General features: G+C 72.1%; 22 protein-coding genes and 1 pseudogene. 5 read left to right on the plus strand and 18 right to left on the minus strand.

Going from position 1 to position 25,778, the window contains the following annotated elements; all coding sequences use genetic code 11:
• Positions 1-82: 82 nt before the first annotated feature.
• The 5 genes from P3T35_RS07625 to P3T35_RS07645 form a co-directional block, all read right to left on the minus strand.
• Complete coding sequence (locus P3T35_RS07625; RefSeq protein WP_101379797.1) at positions 83-823, minus strand: GNAT family N-acetyltransferase; 741 nt, start codon at positions 821-823, stop codon at positions 83-85.
• Between the two features lie 22 nt (positions 824-845).
• Positions 846-2,060 carry a glycosyltransferase gene (locus P3T35_RS07630; protein WP_101379798.1) on the minus strand — a complete coding sequence of 405 codons (1,215 nt, stop codon included), beginning with the start codon at positions 2,058-2,060 and terminating at the stop codon, positions 846-848.
• 89 nt (positions 2,061-2,149) lie between these two features.
• A complete protein-coding gene (locus P3T35_RS07635; protein ID WP_101379799.1) occupies positions 2,150-2,638 on the minus strand; it encodes an isochorismatase family protein in 489 nt (162 codons plus the stop codon).
• 131 nt (positions 2,639-2,769) lie between these two features.
• Entirely contained in the window at positions 2,770-3,684 is a 915-nt protein-coding gene (locus P3T35_RS07640; protein ID WP_180356399.1) for a hypothetical protein, read from the minus strand.
• A 204-nt stretch (positions 3,685-3,888) separates the two neighbouring features.
• On the minus strand, positions 3,889-4,581 hold the full coding sequence (locus tag P3T35_RS07645; protein WP_280704735.1) for a rhomboid family intramembrane serine protease: 693 nt from the start codon (positions 4,579-4,581) through the stop codon (positions 3,889-3,891).
• 285 nt (positions 4,582-4,866) lie between these two features.
• Here P3T35_RS07645 and P3T35_RS07650 point away from each other — a divergent pair, with 285 nt between their 5' ends.
• Positions 4,867-6,012, plus strand: a complete 1,146-nt coding sequence (locus P3T35_RS07650) for a DUF4185 domain-containing protein (protein ID WP_101379802.1) — start codon at positions 4,867-4,869, stop codon at positions 6,010-6,012.
• A 75-nt stretch (positions 6,013-6,087) separates the two neighbouring features.
• Here the strand turns inward: P3T35_RS07650 and P3T35_RS07655 are convergent, their stop codons facing one another.
• From P3T35_RS07655 to P3T35_RS07680, 6 genes and pseudogenes are all read right to left on the minus strand, one after another.
• Positions 6,088-6,648: a DUF1990 domain-containing protein gene (locus P3T35_RS07655; RefSeq protein WP_280704737.1), complete on the minus strand. Its 561-nt coding sequence runs from the start codon at positions 6,646-6,648 to the stop codon at positions 6,088-6,090.
• A gap of 62 nt (positions 6,649-6,710) precedes the next feature.
• Positions 6,711-7,382 carry an alpha/beta family hydrolase gene (locus P3T35_RS07660; RefSeq protein WP_101379803.1) on the minus strand — a complete coding sequence of 224 codons (672 nt, stop codon included), beginning with the start codon at positions 7,380-7,382 and terminating at the stop codon, positions 6,711-6,713.
• A 132-nt stretch (positions 7,383-7,514) separates the two neighbouring features.
• Positions 7,515-7,963: pseudogene (locus P3T35_RS07665) on the minus strand (MarR family winged helix-turn-helix transcriptional regulator).
• The gene (locus P3T35_RS07670; RefSeq protein WP_101379804.1) at positions 7,960-8,454 is read right to left on the minus strand and encodes a MarR family transcriptional regulator; all 495 of its coding nucleotides are present in this window, start codon (positions 8,452-8,454) and stop codon (positions 7,960-7,962) included. Before P3T35_RS07670 ends, P3T35_RS07665 begins: the two are co-directional and overlap by 4 nt.
• A 75-nt stretch (positions 8,455-8,529) precedes the next feature.
• Positions 8,530-9,582 carry a hypothetical protein gene (locus tag P3T35_RS07675; RefSeq protein WP_101379805.1) on the minus strand — a complete coding sequence of 351 codons (1,053 nt, stop codon included), beginning with the start codon at positions 9,580-9,582 and terminating at the stop codon, positions 8,530-8,532.
• A 155-nt stretch (positions 9,583-9,737) separates the two neighbouring features.
• Entirely contained in the window at positions 9,738-10,610 is an 873-nt protein-coding gene (locus P3T35_RS07680; protein ID WP_101379806.1) for an aldo/keto reductase, read from the minus strand.
• A gap of 211 nt (positions 10,611-10,821) precedes the next feature.
• Here P3T35_RS07680 and P3T35_RS07685 point away from each other — a divergent pair, with 211 nt between their 5' ends.
• On the plus strand, positions 10,822-11,700 hold the full coding sequence (locus P3T35_RS07685; RefSeq protein ID WP_180356400.1) for a helix-turn-helix transcriptional regulator: 879 nt from the start codon (positions 10,822-10,824) through the stop codon (positions 11,698-11,700).
• Positions 11,701-11,827: 127 nt separating this feature from the next.
• On the opposite strand, the gene P3T35_RS07690 is transcribed toward P3T35_RS07685, so the two are convergent.
• From P3T35_RS07690 to P3T35_RS07700, 3 genes are all read right to left on the minus strand, one after another.
• The gene (locus tag P3T35_RS07690) at positions 11,828-13,510 is read right to left on the minus strand and encodes a DEAD/DEAH box helicase (protein ID WP_101379808.1); all 1,683 of its coding nucleotides are present in this window, start codon (positions 13,508-13,510) and stop codon (positions 11,828-11,830) included.
• A 161-nt stretch (positions 13,511-13,671) separates the two neighbouring features.
• A complete protein-coding gene (locus P3T35_RS07695; RefSeq protein ID WP_101379809.1) occupies positions 13,672-13,878 on the minus strand; it encodes a cold-shock protein in 207 nt (68 codons plus the stop codon).
• Positions 13,879-14,287: 409 nt separating this feature from the next.
• Positions 14,288-16,456 (minus strand): MMPL family transporter, encoded by a 2,169-nt coding sequence (locus P3T35_RS07700; RefSeq protein WP_101379810.1) that lies wholly within the window; start codon positions 16,454-16,456, stop codon positions 14,288-14,290.
• A 565-nt stretch (positions 16,457-17,021) separates the two neighbouring features.
• Between P3T35_RS07700 and P3T35_RS07705 the strand changes: the two genes are divergently transcribed.
• Both P3T35_RS07705 and P3T35_RS07710 read left to right on the plus strand, forming a co-directional pair.
• Positions 17,022-17,936, plus strand: coding sequence for an aminoglycoside phosphotransferase family protein (locus P3T35_RS07705; RefSeq protein WP_101379811.1), 915 nt, complete (start codon positions 17,022-17,024; stop codon positions 17,934-17,936).
• Positions 17,937-18,135: 199 nt separating this feature from the next.
• Entirely contained in the window at positions 18,136-19,137 is a 1,002-nt protein-coding gene (locus P3T35_RS07710; RefSeq protein ID WP_101379812.1) for a polysaccharide deacetylase family protein, read from the plus strand.
• 34 nt (positions 19,138-19,171) lie between these two features.
• On the opposite strand, the gene P3T35_RS07715 is transcribed toward P3T35_RS07710, so the two are convergent.
• The gene (locus P3T35_RS07715) at positions 19,172-19,906 is read right to left on the minus strand and encodes an exonuclease domain-containing protein (protein WP_101379813.1); all 735 of its coding nucleotides are present in this window, start codon (positions 19,904-19,906) and stop codon (positions 19,172-19,174) included.
• A 165-nt stretch (positions 19,907-20,071) separates the two neighbouring features.
• Between P3T35_RS07715 and P3T35_RS07720 the strand changes: the two genes are divergently transcribed.
• Positions 20,072-20,854 (plus strand): hypothetical protein, encoded by a 783-nt coding sequence (locus P3T35_RS07720; RefSeq protein WP_143676780.1) that lies wholly within the window; start codon positions 20,072-20,074, stop codon positions 20,852-20,854.
• An 18-nt stretch (positions 20,855-20,872) separates the two neighbouring features.
• Here P3T35_RS07720 and efeB read toward each other — a convergent pair whose 3' ends face one another.
• From efeB to P3T35_RS07735, 3 genes are all read right to left on the minus strand, one after another.
• Positions 20,873-22,189: an iron uptake transporter deferrochelatase/peroxidase subunit gene (gene efeB, locus P3T35_RS07725; protein ID WP_101379815.1), complete on the minus strand. Its 1,317-nt coding sequence runs from the start codon at positions 22,187-22,189 to the stop codon at positions 20,873-20,875.
• The gene (gene efeU / locus P3T35_RS07730; RefSeq protein ID WP_101379816.1) at positions 22,189-24,255 is read right to left on the minus strand and encodes an iron uptake transporter permease EfeU; all 2,067 of its coding nucleotides are present in this window, start codon (positions 24,253-24,255) and stop codon (positions 22,189-22,191) included. Before efeU ends, efeB begins: the two co-directional genes overlap by 1 nt.
• A 100-nt stretch (positions 24,256-24,355) precedes the next feature.
• Complete coding sequence (locus P3T35_RS07735; protein WP_101379817.1) at positions 24,356-25,615, minus strand: SAV2148 family HEPN domain-containing protein; 1,260 nt, start codon at positions 25,613-25,615, stop codon at positions 24,356-24,358.
• Positions 25,616-25,778: the final 163 nt, after the last annotated feature.

The raw sequence follows: 25,778 nt of genomic DNA on the forward strand, positions 1-25,778 counted from the left end.
ATGAAGGTGGAGGTCGGTGAGGTAGCTCTCGGGGCGGCGGGGCCCGGGCGTCGCCTCGCCGGCAAGGCCAGGCGGCGGGGGATCAGCGCAGCGGGACGGCGTAGATCGGCTCCTGACCGAAGGACGTGAAGCCCGCCTTGCGCAGGATCGGGGCCGAGGTAACCACGTTCCCCTTCACCAGGGCCATCGTCGCCCCGTGCGTCGCCGCGTAGGACAGCCGCGCGTCGATGAGCGCCCGGTAGATGCCCCGGCCGCGTTCGGAGGGCGTCACGACCGCGCCCGACAGCCGTGCGACGCCGTCCACCAGCGAGAGGCCGCCGAAACCCACCGGCGTCCCGTCCACGTAGGCGACCAGCATGCCGCCACCACCCGCGGGGACGGCGGCCGCGTGCTTGGCGGCCGCTGCCTCGATCCGCTCGTCGGGCGGCAGCGCCCCACCGAACCCGGTGACCGCGACCGCCGATCCGTCCCGCGCGGTCTCGAAGTCCGTCGCCCACCGCATCGTTATGTCCGCCGTGGTCGGCGGCAGCGCGGGCACGTCCTGGCTCAGGTCCCTGGCCAGGACGTCCACGGTCAGCTTCACCTGCCCGCCGCGCGCTGTCAGCTCGGCGGCCAGCCCGGCCGGAGCGCCGAGCCCCACCTCCCAATCCAGCACCGGCACTTCGAACGCTCGCGCCCGCTCAATCACCGCGTCCACGGCCGGGCCGAGCGGCCCGGCCGGCGTGAAGGCGAGCACCGAGAGGTCCCAGGCGAAATGCTCGGGCAGCCGCACGATCGTGAACTCGTCGCCCTCGACGACCTCGGCATCGTCCGGGGCCCACATCCAGGCCGAGCACTCCCCGGGTTCACCCGCCTCCCTGTGAGCCGAGGTGGGCGAGCAGCGAAGCGGCGCCGTCCTCCTCGGCGATCCCGTGGGCGAGTTCGGCGGCGCGGTGGCGGTGGGCCGGGTCGGACAGGCAGGCGGTGATCGCGTCGCCGAGGGCTTCGGCGGTGAGGTCCTGGAACGGCAGGGGCCGGGGGGCAACTCCCAGCCGGTGCAGCCGGGCCGCCCAGAACGGCTGGTCGGCCATGACGGGTACGGGCAGGGCAGGTACGCCGGCCCGCAGTCCGGCGGCGGTGGTACCCGCCCCGGCGTGGTGGACGACGGCGGCGGTGCGGGGGAACAGCCAGTCGTGCGGAACGTCGCCGATTGCCAGGACGTCGTCGCCGCAGCCGCTCAGCTCGGCCCACCCCGCCTGCACCACCGCGCGCACGCCTGCCCGCTTCACCGCCGCGGCCACCAGCTCACTGAGCCGTTCCCCCTCCCCCACCGCCATACTGCCGAACCCGATGAACACCGGTGGCGGGCCGGCCTGGAGGAAGTCGACCAGTTCGGTCGGGGGCTGCCAGCGGTCCGGCCGCGCGGGCCACCAGTAGCCCACCACTTCGACCCGGGACGGCCAGTCCTCGGGGCGCGGCACCACCAGTGGGCTGAAGCCGTGGAAGACCGGCCGGATGTCCGCCGCTGCCGAGGGCGCGCCGGCGGGCAGCCCGAGGCGGGCACGCAGCCGGGTCACGGAGCCCGCGAAGAGCCCTTCCGCGCGCCCCAGCACGTCCCGGCCGGCGGCGAGGTTGCCCTCCGGCCCCAGGCCGGCGTTGTTCCGCGCGTTGGGCAGCGGGAACTGCCTGGTGGCGAACGACGGTGCGAGGTAGGTGCCGATGACGGGGATGCCGAGCGCTTCGCCGGCCGTCCGGCTGAGCGGTGCCGGGCCGAAGGCGGTGAGCAGCAGATCGGCTCCGCCCGCCACGGCATCCGCCACCCCATCGGCGAGCCCGTCCGCGTACGCCCTCCTCAACGCCTGGGCCTCCTCCCGCGACGCCGCCCGGGACCACTCCCGGATCAGCCCCTGCGGGTCTCCCGGCACGGGCCGGTAGTCGAGACCGCACCCGCCGACGAGTGCGGCGTGGGACGGGTGAGCGGCCACGGCGACCTGATGGCCCGCGTCCAGCAGGCGGCGCCCCAGGCCTGTGTAGGGCGCGACGTCTCCCCGTGAACCGGCGGTGATGATCAGAATGCGCATGGAGCGATTCTCCTCGGCGGATGCCGCCCGGTCACCCTCGCCGGCCAAGGGGCCCTCAGCCCAGCCGGCGTACGGGCGCTGAGTGGGCGTCAGCTGTAGTCCGCGGCCTGCCGCACCTCGCCGAAGCGCGGGAAGGTCCGCTGCACGGCGAACTCGTGCTCGTCAGCGGCCAGTCCGGACATCGCGTCGGCGACGAACTCCAGCTGGTACCCGTGGTCAGCCGCGGCCCGAGCGGTGGATTCCACGCCCATCGTGGTGACCAGCCCGGCGAGCACCACGGTGTCCACGCCCAGCGCGCGCAACTGCTCGTCGAGGCCTGTGCCGTAGAACGCGCCGATGGTGCGCTTCACCACCACGACATCGCCGTCCTGCACCAGGCCGTCGGCGAAGTCGCTGCCCGGCGGCTGCTCGTTGACGTTCGGCCGCTCCACCCGGACCAGCACCACCGGCCGCCCGCTCGCCCTGAACGACTCGGCCAACTCACAGCAGCGCGTGAGCACTTCGTCCCCGGAGTGCGGCGCGAGCGGGAGGGCGATGAGGCGCGGCATCAGGTCGACGAGGATCAATGCGGAGGTCATGGCGACGATCGTACGGCCGCCCGCTCGGCTGCAACGGCATCGCAGAAGAGAACGTGCCCGGCGCGGCGGCCGAAGCCGCTGCACCGGGCACGTCACGCCCTGCTCGGAGCGTTACCGATCGCTACTGCCGATCAGTACTGCGCCCAGGTCTGGGAGTTCCAGACCGCGCTGCCGCCCGGCGTGTAGACGACGAAGTTCAGGTCGGACTGGATCTTCGCGTAGGCGTTGGGGCTGTTCCAGGTGTTGGTGTCCCAGTAGGGGTAGCCCGTGTTCTTGTCGATGACGGCGAGCACGCCCTTGGGGTCCATCACGGCCACCACGTTGGACTTGTTCCAGGTGCCGGAGCTCCACAGCGCCTTGCCGTCCCGCTTGCGGTAGAGCACCACGTTGCCGTCGCCCTGCATCAGCACCCAGGCGCTGGTGGACTCGATCCAGCTGCCGGGGATGAGCGACCAGTTGCTGTAGAGGGTGTCGCTCGGGCTGTCGATGTAGTTGCCGGCGGCGTCCTTCGCCGGCAGGTATCCGGTGCCGGTGGCCCAGATGGGGTTCGCCGCCGGCATGTGGACCGCCAGCTCTCCGGTGACGAAGTCGGCGAGGGCGCCCGCGTGACCCCAGGTCCCGGTGCTCCACAGGGCGCCACCGGTGGTCGGGCCACCACCCTGCTTGTAGAGCACCAGGTTGCCGTCGGCCTGCATGTCCAGGTAGGCGCCCGCGTTGCCCCAGGTGTGGGTGCTCCAGGCCGCCTGGAAGTGCTGGCCGCTGGAGGTGTTCAGGTAGATGACCAGGTTGCCGTCGACCTGCATCTCCAGGGTGGCGTCGTTGTCGACGGCCTTGGCGCCCGGCAGGAGCTGCTGGCCTGCGGTCAGCTTCCCGGCGTTGGCGGTGGCATTCCCGGTGACCTTGGCCGTCCGGGGCGCCTGGACGCGGACCTGGTTCTTGGTGACCGGAGCCTTCTGGAGCTGCGGAGCCGGGGCGGCCACGGCCGCAGGAGCGACGGTGGCCGCAAGGCCCGCACCGACCAGCATGCCGACAGCACGCATGAGCATGCGCTTGCGCATGATGAGGAATTCCCCCCTCGTATGGTGAGCTCGAGGAGGACATTCATACACCCTTGCGAAGACATCGTGTACAGGGGGTCGGCAAACACAACGGCCAGCGCCGGTGGGTCAACCGGTGGACGAAGCCAGGAAATTGGGGGGTGCCGATGTAGCGGTCCAGCAGCCCGCGCCACGGCGAGGGCTGCGCCTTCATCAGAGGCCCAGGTCGTCGAGTTCCTTGAGCAGCGCCGAGCGCTCGGAGGTGGCGGGCCCGGGTGCGGTGGCGGCCGCAGCTGGGCCGGCGGTGGCACTCGTGCGGCGGTCGCGCAGCAGCCAGGCGCCCAGGCAGCCGCCGATCAGCCCGCCCAGGTGGCCCAGCCAGCTCACCCCGCCCGGGGCGCTGGGCAGCGCGCCGAACACCAGGTAGGCGAAGCTGGCCGCCATCACCAGCCCGATCAGGCTGTCGATCAGGTGCCGGTCGAAGATCCCGCGCAGCACCACGTAGGCGAAGTAGCCGAAGACCAGCCCGCTGGCGCCCACCGTCTCGGTCTGCGGGTTCTGGAAGATCCACACCGTCAGGCCGCTGGTCACCGCCAGCAGCGCGGTCAGCGCCAGGAACCGGGCCACCCCGCGGTAGGCGGCCAGGAAGGCGAAGACGAACAGCGGGCCGGAGTTGGCCTCCAGGTGGTCCCAACCGTAGTGCAGCAGCGGGGCGGTGAAGATCTTCCCGAGCGAGTCGAACTCCTGCGGGCGGATGCCGAACTGCCTGGCCAGGCTGTTGCCGTCCGACCAGTTGCCCAACTGCACCGCCCAGACCAGCGCGAGCAGCCCGAACACCACGAAGAACGCCTTGCGCGCCTCCGCGATCATCGCCGCCTCGGCGCTACGGATGTCGGTCTCGGCCACGCCCGCCCCCTCCCAATGGAATCGCGGCCGATGGTAACAGCGCGGGCCCATCCAGCCCTTGGGGGCCTGGTCAGGAGTGTGGGGCGAGTGCTGTCTCCACCCGGCGTCCGGATCGTGAACTTCCGTGGGGCCTAACTCATTTGAGTGAAGGTTTGTCCACCGACCGACGCAGCGGCGGCGGGTCGCCGTAGCCTCGATCGGCGACCCGTCGCCACTGAGGTGCGCGATCCATTCGAAGCCTCGAAGCCGCAGGAATTCGTTCAACTCGGAAGGGCCATTGACAGAATGACACACTCATCGGACGGGAATGACGCGACGACCGGCAGGAACGACGCGACGACCGGCGGGCCCTCGCGCCGCAGGCTCCTCAAGATCGGCCTCGGCGTCGCCGTGGGAGCGGGGGCCATCGGTTCGGGTGCCCCCGCGGCGTTCGCCGGCGGCCCGAACGACCCGCCCGGCCCGACGATCGCCACCAAGGTGAAGAACCTCAGCGGCCCGGTCGAGACCGGGCCGTTCGCCTCGCCGTGGACCGACCTCGGCATCCCCGTGCGGTGCCCGAACGGCACCATGCTCTTCGTCTGCGGCGACACCTTCGGCGGCGACCACGTGGGCGCCGCCGACTGGCGCGCCCCGGTCGGCCTGCGCTCCAGCAGCGCGGACGTGAACAACCTGCGCATCGACGGCAGCGTCGGCGGCGGCCACGCCAACAGCCTCGTCAACGAGCCGCACAACCCGGTCGGCGACAAGGCCACGACGGCGATCCCGTCCGACGTGTTCGTGGTCGACGGCGTGATGTACATGCACCTCATGCGCGGCGTCATCTACGACACCCACCACACCGACTTCTGGCGCTCCACCGACAACGGTGAGACCTGGGAGTACCTGTGCCAGTGGCCGGGCGACCTGCACGGCGGCCAGTTCCAGCAGAAGACGTACGCCGTGGCCGACGACGGCTACTGCTACGTCCTGTCCACGGTCTTCAACCGCGACGTGGAATCGGGAATGCTGCTGCACCGGGTACGGAAGGAGAGCCTCGGCCATCCGGACGCCTACGAGCCGTGGGGCTATGCCGACGGCGGCTGGCGGTGGAACGCGCCGGCCCCGACGACGGTCTTCGGCACCCGCAAGTGGGGCGAGATGTGCTTCCGCGCGATGGACGGCAAGTACGTCCTCACCTGGCTGAACATGAACCCGCTGTCGATCAGGGCGATGGTCTTCCCCCTCCCGACCTCGGACCTGACCAGGACGCTGGAGCAAGCCATGATCCTCCCCTGCAACCCGGGCCAGGAGGCCGCCAACCTCGTCGCCAGCCCGTACGGCGGCTTCGTCATCCCCGGCTCGACGTTCGGCAACTTCCACATCGTCGTCAGCCAGTGGTACGACCCGAAGAACTACCGGATCATGCAGTACCGGATCAACATGCTGTCCTGAGCCCGGGACCGCGCGCGGTCCCGGCCCCAACTCGCTTGCCGCACACGGCGGGTGGCGGGCGCGGCTCCCGGTGTTTCACGCCGCGGCGGCCGCGCGCGCCACCACCCGCAGGTAGCGCTCGATCGCCAGGTGCTGCAGCAGCGCCGCCACCGGTCGACCGAGCCGCGCGTACCAGGCCGCCAGCCGGGAGAAGGCGGCCACCTCGAACCACACGTCGCCGGCCGCGTCCATGCTCACCACGAACGACTCCTCGCCGCACTCCGGGTGCCCGGGCAGCGTGCCGTAGGCGAAGCCGATCCGGTCGGGCTCCTCGACGGTCCAGACCACCCGGCACGGAATCACCAGCCGGGGCAGCCGCAGCCCGGGCAGGCCGATCCGCAGCAGTACGGTGCCGCCGGCCGCGATCCGCGCGGGCGGCGGGTAGACCGCGAAGCCCGAGCCCAACTGGGCTCCCCAGCCCAGTACACAGGCACCGGCACGGTCCAGCACCGCGGCGCCGCGGCCGAGGTGGATCCGGCGACGCAGCCACGAGTAGCCGGGCGGCAGCGCGGCCGACCCGGTGGCCCCGACCTCCGGGTAGCTGGGCGCGGCGGCGCAAGCGGAAAGGTAGCGGCGGCGCAGGGCGTTCGATGGCACCCGACAGTTGTACGACGGCCGGTGGCGCACCGCCAAACACGGTCACCAGGACATCGGCAGCGCTAGAGCGTCAGGCTCGCGAGCCAGTCGGCGACCGTGGCGGTGATCAGCGCCAGCGCCTCGGGGGTCGGGTGCAGGCTCTCGCCGGGCGGCGCGAAGATGTGGTCCGCGGCCGGCACCCCGGTCAGGCGCCAGCCGGCGGGCAGTTCGGGGAACACGTCCGGGCCGCCGAACTCGTCGTCGGTGCCCTGGACGACCAGGGTGGGCAGGCCGCTGCCGAGGAGCTCACCGGCCCGCGACTCCTGCGGCCGGTCCGGCGGGACCAGCGGGAAGGAGAGCGCCAGCACCGCCACCGCGCCGCTCCGGGCGCCGGTGCGGCAGGCCACCCGGGCCCCGGCGCTGCGCCCGCCGACCAGCAGCGGCAGGCCTTCGGCCGCCAGCCGTTCGGCCACCGGCAGCCAGCCTGCGTCCAGGGTCGGCGCGGCGGGCGAGTCCGGCTCGCCCGCCACCTTCCAGGGCTGCTCGACGAGTGCCACGGTGATCCCCTGTGCGGGCAGCGCGGCGGCCAGCGCGACCATGTCGGGCGCCTCGATCCCGCGCCCGGTGCCGTGGACGAGGCCCAGCAGCGCGCGGGCGGGGCCGGCCGGGCGGTGCCAGCTGATCCGCGCATCGCCGACCGGTGTGGCCACCAGGGTTCGTTCGACCTCGGCGCCCTCAGTCGTGCCTCTCGTCATCAGTACCGTGCTCCTTCGGTCGCCCCGGGGCGGTGCCGCCGCGGGGGGAGAGCGGCCGACAACTCGTGTGCGATGCGCCCACCATGGTAGCCGTGGGCCGTGGGCGTCTCCGGGTGGTCAGACGCCGGGTGGTCAGACGCCGGCCAGCTCGGCGTTCGCGCGATCCGTGATCAGGGTCAGCACGCGGCCCGCGACCGCCAAGTCCTCGACTGGAATGCCGTCGTACAGCCGGGCGGTGATCTCGGCAGTCTCGGCGCTGGTGCGCTCGTACAGCTCCCGTCCGGCGTCCGTGAGTTGCAGCCTGGATTCCTGCGACGGGTCCGCCTCCAGCAGCTTCGCGGCCGCCAGCTCTGCGATGACGCCGAGCACGACGGACCCGTCGGTCTTCAGCGAGCCGGTGACGTCGGCGACGAGCTCATCGCGGCCGATGGACCCGCCCGCGACCACGACGACGGCAGCGTCACGCTCTGGTGGAAGGTGGCGCCGTGGCGGGTCAGCACGCCCTCCAGGAGGGCTCGGGCGGCGTTGTGGGCCAGGGCGATGACCCGGCCGTTGACTGTGGTGGGTGCGGTGGTGGTCATGACTGCTCCTCATCGTTCTCGGTGTGTGGATCAAGAGGTGCATCAAGAGGTGCGTCGAGCAGGGCTGCCAGCTCGCGGGTGAACTGCCTTGTGCGCGGGCTGTCTTGTCCCCCGAGCGGCGCCAGCAGCTGGTCCAGGAGCCCCTGGACCACCGTGATGGCGCGGCGGGTGACGTCGTGCCCTTGCTCAGTGAGTGCGAGCCGCATGGCGCGCGGGTCGTTCGGGTCCCGGGTGCGGGCGACGAGTCCGGCGGCCTCCAGGGCGCGGGCGAGCTTGGAGACGTACAGCGGTTCGAGCCCCGTGTGGTCGGCGAGCCGGCGCTGGCTGGGCTGCAGCCCGGAGCGCGACATGCCGTACAGCGACCCCAGCAGCGCGTACTGCGCATGGGTCAGGCCCAGCGGTGCGACCGCCCGATCGACGGCCACCCGCCACTTCATCGACAAGCGCCACACCAGGAACCCCGCCGTGGCGCGCTCAGCTGCTGAACTCACACCGAATACAGTACATGGCTACTATGTCCATGGCTACTATTTTCGGAACGCCTCAGGCCCCACCCCCGCTGCCCCTCACACCCGCCGCAAGGTGAACGCGTCCGACACCCCGCCCCCGAACAGGATGTCCATCCGTCCCGACAGCACCCACAGCGCACCGCCCGGCCCCCGGGTGACGGCGGTCGGCGCCGGGTCGGCCGACGGGCGGGCGGTGACCGTGGCGGGCCCGCCGTGGGCACCGGGACGGACCGTCACCACCGCGCCCGAGGAATCCACCCCGATCCGATTGGTCACGCCGACCAGGCTGCCGTCCGGCCCGGCCGCCAGCCCGTCCAGGCCGACCAGGCGCGGGTCCGCGACCAGCAGCCGGACCGCCTGCGGCCGGTGCAGCGGCAACTCCCAGACGGCGCCCGTGGCGTAGTTGCCCAGGAAGAGCCGCCCGCCGCGCAGCACGATCCCGTTCAGGCCGATCTGGCCGGGCCCGGCGCCGATCCGGTCGTCCCGCAGCAGCACGGAGGCATGACCGTCCGCCGTGACCCGGTAGACGATCGGCGCGAAGGAGTCGGTCACATAGGCGGTGCCGTCGGGGTCGAACGCGATGTCGTTGGCCAGGTGCCGGCCGCCGTCGCCGGCGACCGCGGCCAGGTCGACGTACCAGAGCGGCCGCCCGGTGGTCAGGTCGTAGCTGCCCAGCCCCGCGACGTGCCCCGGAGTCTGCGCGGTGCTGCGCACCGACAGGCCCGCCGGGTCGGCGTTGCAGACCAGCACCCGGCCACGCGCCGCGTCCACCTTGACGCCGAGGGCCGAGACCAGCCGCGGGTCGGTCACCAGCGGCCGGGCGATGCCGTCCGCTCCGACCCTGCTCACCACGCCCTGGTGGATCGAGCTGACGACGAACTGGCGGTGGATCGGGTCCCAACTCGCGCTCTCCGGGTGCAGCGCGTCGCCGTGCCCGCTGATCACGGCGGCGTACTGACCGGCCCCGGCCGCGACGGCGGCGGGCGCCGCGGCAGTAGCGGGCGCCGCGGCAGTAGCGGTCTCCGCGGCGGCAGCGCTCTCCGCGGTGGCCAGCAGGCCGGTGACCGCCAGGGTGGCGGCCAGCGCGGCCCGGACAACGTTCTTCGTCATGATGCTTGCTCCCCTTGTCACTTGGCTGCTCCAAGCCTCGTGCGGTTCGGGCGGGCGCAGCAGTGCGTGGGGATACTGGTAGTCGCACTACCAGGGGAGCCATGGGAGCCAGGGGGAGCCTTGGAAGCCTGGGGAGCCGCCCCCGGCCGGGTGGCTCAGACGGCGTCGGCGAGCGCCTGGAACTCGCCATCGGTCAGCGACAACTGCGCGGCGGCGGTGTTCTCCTCGACGTGCGCGACGCTGGAGGTGCCGGGGATGGGCAGCAGCACCGGGGAGCGGCGCAGCAGCCAGGCCAGCGCCAACTGCGCCGGGGTGGCGCCGTGCTGCTTGGCGGCGGCGTCCAACGGGCCCCCGGGGCGGGCGAGTTCGCCGGTGGCCATGGGGAACCACGGGATGAAGGCGATGCCCCCAGCCTCGGCGTGCTCCAGCACCGCTTCGGCGGAGCGGTCGGCCAGGTTGTAGAGGTTCTGGACGGAGACGATCTCGGCGTGCTGCCGGGCCTCGGTCAGCTGCGCCACGGTGACTTCGGAGAGTCCGATGTGGCGGATCTTGCCCTGCCGCTGCAGGTCGGTCAGCGCACCGAGTTGCTCCGCGAGCGGCACCTGCGGGTCGATCCGGTGCAGCTGGTAGAGGTCGATCCGCTCGACTCCGAGGTGGCGCAGGCTCAGCTCAAGCTGCTGGCGCAGGTATTCGGGTCGGCCGACGGGCAGCCACTGGTCCGGGCCTTGGCGGGTCAGGCCTGCCTTGGTGGCGATGACCAGGCCGTCGGTGTAGGGGTGCAGCGCTTTGCGGATCAACTGCTCGCTGACGAAGGGGCCGTAGGAGTCGGCGGTGTCGATGAGGTTCACCCCCAGCTCGACGGCGCGGCGCAGCACCCGCACCGCCTCCTCCGGGTCCTTCGGGTCGCCCCAGATGCCGGGGCCGGTGAGCTGCATGGCGCCGTAGCCGAGGCGGTTGACGGTGAGGTCGCCGCCGAGGGCGAAGGTGCCGGAGGCCTCGGCGGGCCGGGCGTTGTCCTGAGGTGTCATCAGCTGGCTTCCTTGGTGGCGGTTTCTGTGGGCGTGTCGGCGGTCCCGGTGGCAAGCCGCTGCGCGTCGCCATGGTTAACGACGGTCTGCGGGGCACGGTCCGGGTTTCGGCCGATCAGGGCATGGACGGCCTCGATCGGGCGGGTCTGCGGCAGCCGGGTGGCCCGGCGCGCGGAGATACTGGTGGTCGGATACCCAGGGGGAGGTCGTGGTGACGATCGATCAGCAGCGGCGGCAGGTGCGGCGGGACGCACTCGCCGACTTCTTGCGCAGCAGGCGGGCCCGGCTGACGCCGGCCGAGGTGGGGATGGCGCCCGGGGTGCGGCGCCGCACGCCGGGGCTGCGCCGGGAGGAGATCGCGGTGCTCGCCGGGGTCGGGGTCACCTGGTACACCTGGCTGGAGCAGGGGCGCGAGATCAACCCGTCCCCCGAGGTGCTCGGCAGCCTGGCCCGCACCCTGCGGCTGGACCCTGCCGAGACCGACTACCTGTTCCGGTTGGCCGGCAACCAGCCCGCCCCGCACACGCTTTCAGCCCCGCCCGAGCTGCCGGCCGCGCTGGTCCGGCTGGTGCAGGCGCAGTCCCCGGCGCCGGCGTTCCTGATGGACGCGGACTGGACGGTGCGCGCCTGGAACCCGGAGGCCGAGGCGCTGTTCGACTTCTCCGCCTGGGAGTTGGAGGACCGCAACCTCCCCTGGGTGGCGTTCGCGCACCGGCCGGGCCGGGCCCGCACGGTGGACTGGGAGCGGCACGGCCGACGGATGCTGGCCCACCTGCGGTCCGCCTACGCGGAGCGCGGCGGCGAGGCCACGGTGGGCGGTCGGCGGATGGCCGCGCTGCTGGAGCGGCTGCGGGAGCACTTCCCGGAGGCCGCCGCCTGGCTGGACGAGCACGAGGTGCAGGACCGCAAGGGCGCCGACAAGGACATGGAGCACGAGCGCCTCGGCCCGCTGCGCTTCGACCAGATCGTGCTGCGGGCCCCGGACGAGCTGCAGTTGGTGGTGCTGTCGCCGCGTGACCTGGCGACGGCGGACCGCCTCCCGCTGCTGACCGCCATGGGGGCCGCGTTGGGCTCCCCGGCCGCCGTCTGACAGCCCCGACCCATGCAGAACGCCCTGCCTCCCCGTCCAGAAGACGGGGAGGCAGGGCGTTTCCACTCAGCGCGACGGCAGCGAGGCCTCAACCGGGGGCCTCGGCAACCGCATCAGCCTCGCGACCTCAGTTCGCCTTGCGGCGCTGCCGCCCGGTGCCGTAGTTGGAGCCGCTCTTCGACCCGCTGCCCGGCGCCGGCGACCCGCTGGCCTTGCCGATGAAGCCGGACGCCATCCGGCGACCGCCGCCACCGGTGCTCGTGGTGCTCGCGGTGCCCCCGAGGCGCTGCTTGGGGCGCCGCTGCTTGGCGTTGCCGTTGATGTCCACGTCGGTGGGGAGCTTGCTGCGCGCGCCGGAGCGGCGGCGGTTGCCGCTGTTGCCGGCGCTGCCGCCCGCCTTGGGCGCGGATGCGGCCGCCGCCTCCGGCGCCACCACCGGGGCGATGGTGACCGCCACCCCGCTGGGCGTGCGCGCGCCGGTGATCCGGGCCAGCTCGGCGTCGCCGGGGCGGACCTTGGTGGTGGTCGGCCGGATGCCCGCGACGGTCATCAACTTGGAGACGTCGCGCCGCTGTTCGGGCAGCACCAGGGTGACCACGGTGCCGGACTCGCCGGCCCGGGCGGTACGGCCGCCGCGGTGCAGGTAGTCCTTGTGGTCGATCGGCGGGTCGACGTTGACCACCAGGTCCAGGCCGTCGATGTGGATGCCGCGCGCGGCGACGTTGGTGGCGATCAGGGCGTTGACCCGGCCGTCGCGGAACTGCTCCAGGGTGCGGTTGCGCTGCGGCTGGGACTTGCCGCCGTGCAGCGCGGCCGCCCGGACGCCGTTGGCCAGCAGCTGCTTGGCCAGGCGGTCGGCGCCGTGCTTGGTGTGCACGAACATGATCACCCGGCCGTCCCGGGAGGCGATGTGCGCGGTGGCGGAGGCCTTGTCGGCCGGCTCCAGCTGCAGCACGTGGTGGTCCATGGTGGTCACCGCGCCGGCCGACGGGTCGACCGAGTGCACCACCGGGTCGGTCAGGAAGCGCTGCACCAGCCGGTCGATGTTCTTGTCCAGGGTGGCGGAGAAGAGCATCCGCTGGCCGCCCTCGGCGACCTGCTCCAGCAGCTTGCTGACCTGCGGCAGGAAGCCCATGTCGGCCATCTGGTCGGCCTCGTCGAGCACGGTGATCCGCACCTCGTCGAGGCGGACGTCCTGGCGGGCGATCAGGTCGTCCAGCCGGCCCGGGGTGGCGACCAGCAGCTCGGCACCGCGGCGCAGCGCGTTGGCCTGCCGGGTGATCGACATGCCGCCGACCACGGTGGCGATCCGCACGTTGACGGCGGTGGCGTAGGGAGTGAGCGCCTCGGTGACCTGCTGGGCCAGCTCGCGGGTGGGGACCAGCACCATGGCGAGCGGGCGGCGGGCGTCGGCCCGCTCGCCGGCGATCCGGGCCAGCAGCGACAGGCCGAAGGCCAGGGTCTTGCCGGAGCCGGTGCGGCCGCGGCCGAGCACGTCGCGGCCGGCCAGCGAGTCGGGCAGGGTCGCGGACTGGATCGGGAACGGCTCGGTGACGCCCTCCCGGGTGAGCGCGGACAGCAGGCCCTTGGGCATGTCGAGCTCGGCGAAGGTGGCCGCCGGCGGGCGGGCCGGGGTGCCGGTCACGGTGGTGAAGTCGGCGGCGGCGGGCACCGGGCGGGTGCGGGCGGCGGCGCCGGAGTTGCGGGGGCGGCCCTGGCCCGGGTTACGGGTGGCCTGGCCGTTGCGGGGCGCCTGCGCCTGTCGGCTGCGGGGCCGACGGCCGGTGGCCGGGCGTGCCTGATCGGTCATACGGGAGTACTCCGTCCTGCGTGGTCACCGCGGTGGGTTGACCCATGGTTCGGCCGCCAGGAGTGAGTGCGCCGCCCCGGCCGATGCGGCGGCATGGGCGAAGGCCCGCACCTAGCGGTGCGGGCCTTCGCTGTGTCAAGCGATTCCAGCGAAGCCGCTGGTCAGCCGACGATGGTGATGTTCTCGGCCTGCGGGCCCTTCTGGCCCTGGGTGACGTCGAACTCGACCTTCTGGCCCTCGAACAGCTCGCGGAAGCCGTTGGCGCTGATGTTGGAGTAGTGGGCGAACACGTCCGGGCCGCCACCCTCCTGCTCGATGAAGCCGAAGCCCTTCTCGCTGTTGAACCACTTCACGGTGCCGGTAGCCATAACCGATTTCCTCTACATACCTGGGGCAACGAAGCACACACGGCGTGTGCCTCGCGTCGCCGCGATCCCCATCCGGAGATGACCCACCGGACAAAACAAATGCGCCTGTTGGTTGATTACCAGCAGGCGCACACAAACGTTCATGGGAACCAAAACTGCAACTGGTTCGACTGTAGCACGGTGCGGGTCAAAATGATCGGATAATTTTTCACCCGGGACGCTCGATCCGCACCATGGCAAGTCCGCAGGTCAGCGGCCGTTCGTCCGCCGCGCAACGCCCGGGTGGACGGTCGGCGGACCGCCGGTGACGCAGGCGGACGGGCCGCCCCGAGAGTACCCGGGGCGGCCCGTCCGCCGTGCATGAGCGGTGCTGCGAGGGGCAGCCGGCGCGGCGCCGGCTGCTCCCCTGCTACTGCGGGGTGTGGTAGCGGGCCGGGACCATCTCGTCCCGCTCGGTCCACTCGCCCGCCGGGACCGGCTTCGGCTCCTGGTGGCCGGGCCACCAGGCGGCGCGGCCGAGCAGCGCGGTGAGCGCCGGGGTGAAGAACATCGCCATCACGAAGGCCGCGACGATGATGCCGAAGGCGATCGAGAAGCCGATCTCGCTGAACAGCACGTTGCCGGCCAGCATGAAGGTGGCGAAGGAGGCCGCGAGGATGGTGCCGGCCGAGCCGACGGTCGGGCCGCCGTGCTTGATCGCCTCGTAGGCCGCCGCGCGCGGGTCGCGGCCCTCGCGGGCCTCCTCCCGCAGTCGGGCGATCATCAGGATGTTGTAGTCGGTGCCGATGGCGACCACGAACAGGTAGATGAAGATCGGCATCATGAACATGATGCCCGGCTGGTGGTCGAACCGCTGGAAGACCAGGCTGGTGGCACCGAGGGTGGCACCGAAGCCGAGGCCGACCGAGACCATCAGGTACCACGGCGCCACGACGCTGCGCAGCAGCAGACCGAGGATGATCATGATCAGCAGCGCGGCGATCGGGAAGACCGTCTTGTAGTCGTGGTCCATCGCGGAGTTGATGTCCGCCTCGATCGCGGTCATGCCGCCGACCATGGCCTTGGTGCCGGCCGGGGCGGCCTTGTGCGCGGCGGAGCGCAGGCCGTCCATGGTGTCCAGCGCCGCATTGGAAGCCGGGTCGTCCTTGAGCGTGACGGTGAAGTCGGCGGTCATGCCGTCCTTGCTGACCGTCGGCTGCGGGACGACGTCGGCGACACCCTTGACGTTGCCGAGCGCCTGGACGTAGGCCGGGAACTGGCCCTTGTCGAGCGGCGAGCCGTTGGTCGAGGTGACGTAGACCTCGGACGGGTCGGATGCGCCGGCCGAGTAGGCCTTCTGCATGGAGCTCTGGACGACCATCGACTCCTTGCTCGCGGGCATCGAGCCGGAGGCCAGGTCGAAGGTGCCCTTGTAGCCGAGCCCGGCCAGGGTGAGCGCGACCAGCAGACCGCCGGAGACCAGGGCGACCATGCCGGGGCGGCGCTGGGTCATCCGGCCGAGGGCGGCGAAGCGGGCGCCGTCCTTCTCGTGCATCCACTTCTTGCCGGGCCAGAACAGCGCCCGCTCCGGGATCACCGAGAAGATCGCGGGCACCAGGGTGAGCGAGGCGATGGCGGTGGTGACGACCGCGATGGCCAGCGCCGGGCCGATCGCCTTGAACAGGCCGAGGCTGGAGATGATCAGGACGGCGAAGGCGACGGTCACCGCGCCGGCGGCGGAGGCGATGGCCTCGCCGACCCGCCCGATCGCGTTGACCATGGCCTCCTTGCGCGGCTCCCCGGCCCGCAGCCGCTCGCGGTAGCGGAACATCAGGAAGAGGAAGTAGTCCGTGCCGACGCCGAGCAGCACCACGATCAGGATCGCGGACATGGTGTCGTTCGCCTTGAGCCCGAACAGCTTGGTGGCGTCGGCGATCAGCGCGTTACTGGTCGGCATGATCACGGCCATGATCAGCAGCAGCGGCAGCACCGAGATGATCGCGCTGCGGAAGATGATCGCCAGGATGGCCACGATCAGCACGAAGCTGCCGAGGAAGATCAGCGCGTTGGCGGTGTTGGAGGAGTCAGCCTGGTCCAGGCCCTGACCCATCTGGCCACCGAGCTGCACCTTGAGGTCGGTGCCGTTGGCCAGCGACTTGGCGTCGGTGCGGAGCTTCTTGGCGGGGTCGGTGCTCTGCGGCGGCGCGTTCTTCTCCAGGCCGATCGAGGACAGCGCGAACTTGCCGTCCTTGGAGACCGCCTTGTCGGAGACCGGCACGATGGTCTTGACGTACTGGATGTTCTCCGCCGTCAGACCGCTGGTCACCTTGTTGATGGCCTGCTTGTCCTGGTCGGTCAGCTGGCCGCCGTCGGTCCGCTGGAAGAGCAGGAACCCGTTCGGGGTGAACGCGGCCGGGAAGGCCTGCTGCTGCAGGTTCGCCGCCTGGATCGACTCGGAGCTCTTCGGCAGGAAGTCGCTCTCATCGTTCGAGCTGGTCAGCTGGGGCGCCGTGGCGATGATCGCGATGGCGGCGACCACCCAGGCGGCTATCACCCACCAGGCGCGCTTGACGACGAATTGTCCGATTCGGTGGAACATGGCTTCCGATGCCTCCTGGCATGGGTTCACCGCAGCCCTGAGGGACGGGGACGACGGGCGACGGGTTGTGGCTGAGGTCGCGGACCTTAGCCGGTCGGCAGGTAAGTGATAGTCAGGAGAAGCATCATACGAGAACTTACTGGCCGCCCGGCAAGTGACTTATGACCAGCGCCGGTGCCGTCCCTGAACCACGTCGTGACGTTTCCCCCAGGGGCCCGCTTACTGCCCCGCAACCATCCTGGCCTGCCATCCGCGCCCCCGACCTCGTCCCTCGGGTGGAGATCCCTCCCCCTCAGGGTGGAGTTCTCCCCGTACCCAAGGTGGAGCGGATGCCAGGGAAAACCCCACCTCACTCCCCCGAGGGAAGCCCCGGCGGGACTCGCCCGTCGGCCGGATCAACGGTCAACTCCCGCCCTGTTACGTTCAGTTGGAGACCCACAGCGGCAAGACCGGCGTGAACCCTCCGCCGGGCGCACCCGGAGCCGGCCCTGATCAACTGACGGCCTTTCAGTGCGGCTGGAACCGACCGTTCTCGATCTTGGGAGCGGCCGGTAAGTTCGTGGGCATGCACGTCCTCCAAGAACCGCCATTCGACGAGGCGCGGGCCCGCACCCTGCTCGCGCGGGCCTGTACCGCCGCCGGCCTACCCGACCCGGCCGGCGCCCGGCTGCTCGCGCTGGGCGAGAACGCGGTCTTCGACCTCGGCACCCCCGCCGTGGTCGCCAAGGTGGCCCGGGACCCGGTGCTGGCCGAGCGCACCGCGCGCGAGTTGGCCGTCGCCCGCTGGCTGGACGGAGCGGGCATCCCGGTGGTGCGGCCGGCCGACGGGCTGGTCGACCAGCCGGCGGACGGCCACCCGGTCAGCTTCTGGCACCGGCTGGCGCCGGCGGTGCGGCCGGCCACCGCGGCCGACCTCGGACCGCTGCTGCGGGCGCTGCACCTGCTGCCCGGCCCGCCCGGCCCGGCCCGGCAGCAGTTGCCCCACCGGGAGCTGCTGGCGCCGGTGGAGCGGTGGCTGCGGGCCGGTGGCACCGCACTGGATCCGGCCGACGTGGCGTTCCTGCTGCGGCGCCGCGACGAGCAGCAGCCGGCGGTGGCCGAGCTGGTGCCGATGCTGCACACCGGGGTGATCCACGGCGACGCGCTGCCGCGCAACGTCCACCTGGGCCCGCACGGGCCGGTCCTGCTGGACCTGGAGACGGTCGCCGACGACCTGCGGGAGCACGACCTGGTGGTGCTGTCGGTCAGCCACCACCGTTACGGCCTGCCCGAGGCCGACTACGTCGCGTTCACCCGCAGTTACGGCTGGGACGTGCGGGACTGGGCCGGCTACCCGGTGCTCCGCGGCGCCCGGGAGACCGCCGGCACCGCTTGGCTGGCCCAGCGGGTGCCGGGCAATCCGGCCGCGCTGGCCGAATTCCGCCGCCGGGTGACCTCGCTGCGCGAGGCGGACCAGTCGGTGCGCTGGCACGCGTTCTGAACGGCCGCGGGCGGGCCGAAGAGGTGCTCTGCAGAACCACCCGGACCCGAAAGCTGAGTGAACTCCCAGGATTGGTGAGATAGCTCTCACAATCCTCTCAGCATTTCGGAACTGCGGACCGCGCCGTCATCGTCGTAGGGAGCGGCCGCCACCACTTTCGGTGCGGCCGAACCCGCCTCATGACGTCAGGAGTCGCCGCATGCCGGTCCGCACCCACCGCACCGTGCTCCGCCGCGCCGCCGCCGGTGGCGTAGCGGCCCTCACGCTCGCTCTGGCCTGCGCATGCGGCCCGAGCTCGGGTGGGTCCGGCCACGCCGCCGGCACTCCGGCCGCGGGCCCTTCGGGCTCGGCGTCCGCCGGCTCGGCTTCGGCCGGCGTGGATCCGTCGAGCTCGGCGAGCACCGGCGACCCCACGACCACGGCGGGTCCGACCAGCGGCAGCCCCAGCGGTTCGCCCACCGGCTCGACCCCCACCGGCTCGACTCCGTCCGGCTCGGCGGGCACCGGCGGCCGCACCACCCCGGCATCGCCCTCCGCCGACCCGGCCCCCGCCACCACGGCCGCCGCCCCGCGCCCGGCGCCCGACGCCCCGGGCACCTCGATCGTCTACAACACCGCGAGCAGCACGACCAACGGCAAGACCGTCGCGCTCACCTTCGACGACGGCCCGGGCCCGTACACCGGCCAGATCCTCGACCTGCTCGACCAGTACCACGTCAAGGCGACCTTCTGCGAGATCGGCCCGCAGGCCACCGCCAACCCCGCGCTGGTGAAGCGGATCGTGGCCGACGGCCACCGGCTGTGCGACCACACCGTGCACCACCCGCAGCCGATGCACACGCTCTCGCTCGACAAGCAGACCTACGAGATAACCGCCGCCAAGGACATGATCGTCGCGGCCGGCGGCCCGGGCACCCAGGTCAGCTGGTTCCGCGCGCCCGGCGGCGACTTCAGCAAGGCGAACCGCCAGATCGCCGCCCAGGACGGGCTGCGCCCGCTCGGCTGGACCGTGGACACCCGCGACTGGGCCCGGCCCGGCGTGGACCAGATCCTGGCCAATGCCAAGTCGGAGCTGAAGCCCGGCGGCATCATCCTGATGCACGACGGCGGCGGCGACCGCTCCGAGAGCGTCGCGGCGCTGGCCCAGCTGCTGCCGTGGCTGGTTCAGCAGGGCTACACCTTCGACTTCCCGGCCGGCTGACGACTTCCCGGCCGGCTGACCAGCTGATCGACCGTCAGCGCAGCGGCCAGCGGGCATCCACCACGGCCTGCGGGTCCTTGCCGGCGCGCAGCCAGGACTGCAGGCCCTCGGCCCACTCGCGGTACCAGTGCACCTGCTGCTCGTGCAGCGCGGCCAGGGTGAGCTCGCCGACCTCGGCGGGATAGCGGCGGCCCAGCGCCACCGCCACCCGCACGGCGGCGAGCGCATCGCTGGCCGCATCATGCGCGTGCGCCAGCTCCACCCCGTAGACCTCGCAGACCCGCTGCAGCCCCCGGGAGCCCTTGCGATAGCGGTCCACCGCCCGGTCGATCACCAGCGCGTCCAGCACCGGCGCCACCAGCTCTCCCGCCAACCGCTCTGCCAGCGACGGCAGTTGATGGCGCCGTAGCTCGGCGTCCAGCAGCGACAGATCGAACGGCGCGTTGAACGCCACCACCGGGGTGCCCCGGCCGAGCTTCTCGCAGAGCGCCACCGCGATCTCCTCGACCGCCTCGGCGGCCGGGCGCCCCCGGGTGCGGGCCTGCTCGTCACTGATCCCGTGGATCGCCCGCGCCTGCTCGGGTATCGGCACCCCCGGATCCAGCAGCCAACGGGTGGTGCGCACCGGCACCCCGCCGACCGCCTCCACCAGCGCGGCCGTGACGATCCGCGACTCGGCCGGCTCCGTCCCGGTCGTCTCCAGGTCGAATCCCACCAGCGGCCCCTGCCACCACGGCGCCGCCACCGGCCCCGCGTCAAGCTCGCCCATCACCAGCGCCCCTTCCGTCCCGTCTCTCGGTTCGTCGGGGTCCATCATCACGGCTACCTGTGACAATCCGGCTGGTAGGCCCTGTTCGAACGAATTCGCCTTCACAGATGTGATGGTGCTGCTAGCGTCCGGTGCGCTCTCCGTTCCCATGAAGGAGTACCGTCCGTGCGCCTGCCGCGCCCCCTGCTCTGCCTGCCGCTGATAGCCGCCCTCGCCGCCTGCGGGTCGAGCGGCCAGAAGGCGGCGAGCCCGACAGTGAGCACCTCGGCCGCCGCCTCACCCGCCGTAAGCGCCACGCCGGTTGCTTCGTCCTCGGCATCGCCGCAGGGCTGGCAGGGTTGGGCAGGGTTGTCGGCCGGCGACTTGCTCAGCGACGCTGTGACCGCGACGGACAAGATCCAGACCCTCAAGGTGGACGCCACCAATCCCGCCGACAAGGGGGATGTCGAGCACCTGGACGTCGATCAGCTCGCCGGGAACTGCGCGGGAACGATGGCCGTCGAGGGCGCGCCCTACCTCAGCTTCGTCATCAAGGCCGGCCAGAACTGGGAGCGACTGGAGGCCGGGTACCCTTCCACCCCTGCTGCCGACCGGTTGAAAGGTCACTACTTCAAGACCCCGAACGGCTCTCCGGGTCTCAAGGACATGCTTCGTACGTGTCAGCTCGACCCGATGATCTCCAAGCTGATCGACGGGCGCGGCACCATGACCAAGGGCGACACGATATCCGCCGACGGCCACCAGGCGGTCTGGATCACCGACACCTCGGCCGACGGCAGCACGTCGACCATCCTCGTCTCGGTGGACTCCGGACCCTATGTCCTGCAGGAGAAGAAGGGCATCAAGACTCTCACCCTCAGCGCCTTCAACTCCCCGGTCACCATCACGCAACCCCCCGCCGACCAAGTGGTCGACGCACCAGGCGCCGGCCAGCTGCCTGGCATCTGACCAGCTCCTGACGGCCCGTCACGCCGCCGCGAACATCCCCCGCCCCAGCCAGTCCCCGGCGTCCCTCACGCCCGGCAGCACGAAGAAGTAGCCGCCGCCGGTCGGGGAGATGTAGTCGACCAGGGGCTCGTCGATCAGGCGGGTCTGGGTGGCCTCGAACTGGCGGACCACGTCCTGCTGGTAGCAGCAGAAGGCCAGGCCCATGTCGAGGTTGCCGACCTTGTCGATGCCGCGGTCGTAGTTGTAGCCGCGGCGCAGGATGCGGGTGTCGTCGGTCTTGTCGGTACGCGGGTTGGCGAGGCGGATGTGGGCGTCCAGCGGGATCGCCTTGCCGTCCGGGTCCTTGGCGTAGTCGGGGGCGTCGTTCTCGTTGGCGCCGTCGAGCGGGGCGCCGGTGTCCTTGCGGCGGCCGAACATCTTCTCCTGCTCGGCCAGCGAGACCCGGTCCCAGAACTCCACCAGCATCCGGATGATCCGTATCACCTGGTAGCTGCCGCCGGTGGCCCAGGCCGGCTCGCCCATGCCGTCCTTGACCCAGACGAGGCGGTCCATCTCGCGGCCGGACTTCACATCGGGGTTGACGATGCCGTCCTTGAAGCCGAGCAGGTTTCGCTGGGCGCCGGCCGGGCGCGGGGCGTTCTGGAAGCCGTCGATCCGCCACTTGACCTGCATCGCGCCGCGGGTGTGCCGGGCGATGTCGCGCAGCGCGTGCAGCACGGTGTCCTGGCTGTTGGCGCAGATCTGCAGCGACAGGTCGCCGTGCAGCTCGTCGGGCTGCAGGTTGTCGTTGGGGAAGGTCTTCATCGGGGCGAGCTTGACCGGCTTGGCCTTGGCCAGGCCGTAGCGGCCGTCGAAGAGCGAGGCGCCGACGCCGACCGTGACGGTCAGGTCGTCGCTGGGCACGGTGGGGCCGAGGATCCCGTTGTCGGCCGGCGGCGCGCCGACGCCCAGGTCCGGCGGGGTGCCGCCGGCGGTGAGGAAGCGGATCCGCTCGGTCAGGGTGTGGAACAGCTGCTCCAGGGCGGGCCGGTCCTGTGCGATCACGTCGAAGGAGAGGAAGGCCGCGGCCATCGGCTGCGGGGTGAGCACCCCGGCCTGGTGCTCGCCGTGGAACGGCACCACGCCGTCCGCTGCGCCGGCGTCCGCCGCCTCGGCCGGCTGCGAGCCGCCGCCGAGCGCGAAGGCACCGCCGGCCAGCGCCGCGCCGGCCGCGCCGACGCCGAGCGCGGCGCCCAGGAAGCTGCGGCGCGCGGGGCCGGCCGGGCAGGCGGCCTCGGGGGCGGCGGCCGCGTGCGGGAACGGGCAGGAACCGGTGGAGGTGGGCTGGCTGGTCATCAGGCGGACTTCCGGATCTCAAGCAGGTCGGGAATCGGGGCGAGGTCTTCGAGCAACTGGCCGGTGGCGCCGTTGAGTTGCATCCGGGCCGGCTGGTCGAGCTGCTGCACCGGGGTCCAACTGCCGTCCGGGTGGTGGGCGGCGGCCAGCAGGTCGCCGACCCGCAACATTTCGGCGTTGACGGTGTCGAGCAGCTGCGGGCTGCGCGTCTGGATCAACGGCTGCAGCACGGTGAGCAGTTCGCGGGTGCCGGCGACATTGGCCTCGGCGGTGGCCAGGTTGGTGCCGCTGCCCTCGTCGGTGTCGCCGGAGAGCTCGAACTGCAGGGTGTTCTCCAGGATTTCGTGGGTGCGCAGCGGCAGGTCGCCGGGGTCGAAGTCCTGGGTCGGGAACGCCTTGATCAAGTCGGCGACGTCACCGGTCAGTTGGTCGACGGCCGGGGTGAGGTCGGCGGCACTCTGGTTGTGCCACAGGCCGTACTCGACGCGGTGGAAGCCGGTGAAGTCCTTGTCGTTGACGCCGTCCGGCAGGCCGTCGGCGCGGCCGTTGATCTTCTTGTCCAGGTCGGCGAAGGTGCCGTAGGCGGCGCCCAGCGAGGAGTACTTGAGGTGGGCGGTGAGCCAGTCGGCGCGGGCCGCGTCGAGGTTGCCGCCGTGCACGTCGGACTGCAGCTTCTGGGTCAGCGTCAGCAGGTCGGCCAGGCCCGAGTTGACATAGGCCTTGTACTGGTCGAGCGGGCCCTTGAGGTCGTCCTCGGAGACCGGCAGCACCGCCTTGACGTCCTGCCCGCCGCCGGTGACGTGGACGGCCGCCGAGGTGACCGCGTCGCCGCCGGTGGGCACGCAGCGCCAGGCCAGGTCGCCGCTGCCGATGGTGGCGGTGAGCGGGCGGGTGGTGCCGGGGGCCAGGCCCTCGATCTCGCCGTAGACCGCGTTGGTGGCCGGGTTGACCAGGTAGACCTCGGAGGTCTTGGAGCCGGCGTTGTGCATCTGGAAGGTCTGCCGGCCGGGCTGCGGGGTGGCGAAGCCCTTGCCGCACTGGGTCTTGTCGTCGGAGACGGTCACGGTGGCGGCGGCGGCCGGCTTGCCGCCGCCGGCCGCGATCACCACGCCGGCCACCACGGCGGGGACGGTGACCAGCGCGGCCGGCAGCAGCCAGCGATTGCGGGTCGGGGTTGTCTCGGCCTCGGGGGCTTCCGAGGTCTCGACGGCCTCGGTGTTCTCAACGGCCTTGACGGGCTTGGCCTTGGGCGCCGCCGCCCGCACTCCGCGGACGAAGAGCGTCATCACCACGGCGAGGCAGACCGCGTAGGCGACCACCTGCAGCCAGGTCATGGTGACGGTGATGTTGAAGACGCCCTGCACCAGCGTCGCGTACCAGGAGCCGGCGTCCAGCGTGCCGCTCAGGTCGAAGGCGTAGGCGTGCCCGCCGGGCAGCACGCCGCCCTCCTGCAGGTCGCGCAGCCCGTAGCTGAGCACCCCGGCGGCGATCACGATCAGGACCTCGCCGGTGTAGGTGAAGAACCTGGTCAGGTTGATCTTCAGCACCCGGCGGTACAGGCCCCAGCAGAGCCCGGCGGCGAGCACCAGGCCGATCCCGGCGCCGATCGCCGGGCCGGTGGCCTCACCGGCGGAGCGGGCGGTGGTCCACAGGAAGAGCGAGGTCTCCAGGCCCTCCCGGCCCACCGCCAGGAAGCTAGTGACGACCAGCATGCCGGTGCCCATCCCGAGCGCCGCGGTGACCTTCTCGCGGATCTGGGTGGAGAGGTTGCGCGCCGACTTGCGCATCCAGAACACCATGGCGGTGACGAAGGCGACGGCGATCAGGCTGAGGGCGCCGCCGAATGCCTCCTGCGCGGTGCCGGAGAGGTTGGCCGCGGTGAAGGTGAGGACGGCGCCGAAGCTGAGCGCCAGCGCGATCGCGGCCAGCACGCCCGTCCAGACCTGCGGCAGCCGGCCCTTCTGACCGGAGCGGACCAGGGTGGCGACCAGGATCGAGACGATGAGTCCCGCTTCCAGGCCCTCCCGAAGCCCGATCAGAAAGCTTGGAAACGCGTCGTCCCACATCGGTGGCGAACTCCCCTAGGCGTGCGTGGGCCGCGACTGCGACCAAGGTTAGCTTAGGCATACCTTAGTCGCGGCACGAGAGGGGGGTCCGGTGCGAGCCTCAGTTGATGGGCCGGGAGTCGGTCCACACCCCCTCGAACTCCTCGCGGTAGACGTCCAGCAGCCCCTGCTCGCCGTCCTCCCCGCCGCCGGCCACCGCGCGCAGCACCAGCGCCGGCGACTCGATCCCGCGCGCCCGGCGCAGGTACGGCTGCACCACCCCGAGGTCGCCGGTGCGCCGCCGCGAGCCGGGCACCCGGGCGCCCTCCACCAGGTAGGCGGTGAACCGCGGGGTCTCGTCGAAGACCCGGATCTCGAAGCCGCCCGGGTCGCGCAGCCGGGCGCGGACCCGGCGGACGTGCATGATGTTCATCTCGATCGAGCGGGACAGCTCACCGCGCCCGAGCCCGAGTTCCCGCTCCCGGCGGCGGACCGCGCTGCTCGCCGGGTTGAGGAAGAGCAGCCGGGCCCGGCAGCCGTCGGAGGCGAGGCGCACCAGCCGCTTGCCGGTGAAGTTCTGACAGAGCATGCCGAGCCCGATGCCGATCGCGTCCAGCCGCCGGGCGCCCTCCAGCAGGTCCTCCACCGGCAGGTCGCGCTGCAGCCGCACCCGGTCGGCGTGCACCGCGGCGACGTCGGCGAACCGGCCGGCCACCAGCTCCTCGATGACATCGGAGGGCGGTGCGGCGGACGCCGCCGGCCGCCCGTCCAGCAGTCCGAGCACTCGGGCGGCGGCCCGCTCGGTCTGCGCCAGCACGGTGGCCGACAGGCTGCGGTTGCGGGAGACGACGTGACGCGCCACCTCCAGTTCGTCCAGGGCGAGTTCGATCTCGCGCCGGTCGTCGAGGTACGGCTCGAAGCACGGCCAGTGCTGCACCATCAGTTCGCGCAGCTGCGGCAGCGTGAGGAAGACCAGCGGGTCGTCGTCGGCCGGGTCCAGCAGGTACCCCTTGCGCCGGCTGACCTCGCGCACCGCGGTGGCCCGGCGCACCCACTCCTCGCCGACCGGCCCGGCGGCGGCGGTCACCCAGTCCGCGCCGTGCGCGGGGGCGTACACCGGGCGCAGCAGCTGGTCGAGCAGGGCGCGCAGCCGCTGCTCGACCAGGTTGAGCCAGACGTAGGCGCGGCCGGTGAGCCGGACCCGCTGGTAGGCGCGCTGCCACTGCTCGCCGGTCCAGCCGGGCGCGCCCGCCTCGGCGCTCCCCTGACCGGGCAGAAGGCGCCCGCCGCCCGGGGAGCCGAGCACCACGGTCGGCGCCTCGGCTCTCGAACCCGAGCCGAGCGGGGGCCCGTCCGGCCAGTCGTCGGCGGGGAACCCCATGCGCTACCTCACCTCTCGGCCGCCCCTCCCGGGCTGGAGGCGACGTGACGATCAAGGGTACTGCCCGGCCGGGCAGCCGGGCAGCCCAGTGCGAGCCCTGGTTGCGGCCGGCTGCCGGGCGACTCGAAAGAGCGTCAGGACGGGTCTGCGACAGCACGGGCGC

The organism is Kitasatospora sp. GP30 (assembly GCF_029892145.1).
GTDB lineage: Bacteria > Actinomycetota > Actinomycetes > Streptomycetales > Streptomycetaceae > Kitasatospora > Kitasatospora acidiphila.